The sequence below is a fragment of the Thiolapillus sp. genome (assembly GCF_048562965.1).
Lineage (GTDB): Bacteria > Pseudomonadota > Gammaproteobacteria > Chromatiales > Chromatiaceae > Thiolapillus > Thiolapillus brandeum_A.
In genome coordinates this window covers 1-887 of sequence record NZ_JBHNMF010001099.1, presented here as the reverse complement: position 1 = coordinate 887, position 887 = coordinate 1, and the positions used below count along the sequence as shown (strand labels likewise).

Annotated in this window: 1 protein-coding gene; it reads left to right on the top strand. The window is 56.3% G+C overall.

Translation table 11 applies throughout. From position 1 onward, the window contains the following. Window positions 1-4 precede the first annotated feature (4 nt). Window positions 5-784, top strand: a complete 780-nt coding sequence (locus ACOCD2_RS22560; RefSeq protein WP_308318560.1) for a complex I subunit 1 family protein — start codon at window positions 5-7, stop codon at window positions 782-784. Window positions 785-887 lie beyond the last annotated feature (103 nt).

The window sequence follows — 887 nt, the reverse complement described above, 5'->3', positions numbered from 1 at the left end:
GCCTATTGCCGCATCTCCAGTTACCTGCAGACCATGGCAAATCAGGGATACAATCCGCTGGTCGCCATTCAAATGGCCTTTTCGGGACAGCTCTATGCTGATAGGGGTGAGTAGTTACGCCGCAGAGACCCTGCTGCCGGTACCGGGCATGACCGGTATTGCGGAAAAAGGTGGCCTGCTCGTGCTTCTGTACATGACCATGATCCCTTCACTGGGTATGGCCCTGGCGGCGTCCAGCTGCGCCAACCCCAATGCCTCCATCGGCGTGGCGCGTGCACTGACGGCCATGCTGGCCTACGAGGTCCCTTATGTGATCGTCATCTTCGGTGCAGCCTATCACTATGGCACCATGAGTTTTCTGGAGATCCTGCGTATCCAGCAGGAGCAGGGCATGGCCGCATGGGGGATCGCGCAGATGCCGCTGCTGGCCATCGCCGGGCTGTTCGCCATGCAGGGCATGATGGGCAAGCAGCCTTTCGAGATCTACGTGGCGCCCGCTGAGATCGCCACCGGCCCCATGGTGGAAATGGGCGGCAAGTACATGGGCAGCCTGCTGATCATGCAGAGTTTCCAGTATTACACCACTGCCGTGATTTACGTGACCCTGTTTCTGGGTGGTGGCAGCAACTGGCTTGATTTCCTGGTGAAGGTCTTTGCTGTGGTAGCCATCCCCACCACTATTGCCTTTCTTTTTCCACGTTACCGTACCGAGGATATGGTACGGCTGATGTGGAAATGGCCGGTGATCATTGGCCTTCTCGGCCTTGCATTTATGATGAACTGATGATGAAAAATCTGGAAAATATTCCCGTTGAGCAGCGCAGGCGCACCAATCCCCTGGCTCATGTTTTTGATGAGTTTATGGCATTCTGCCAGTCCCGTTCCCT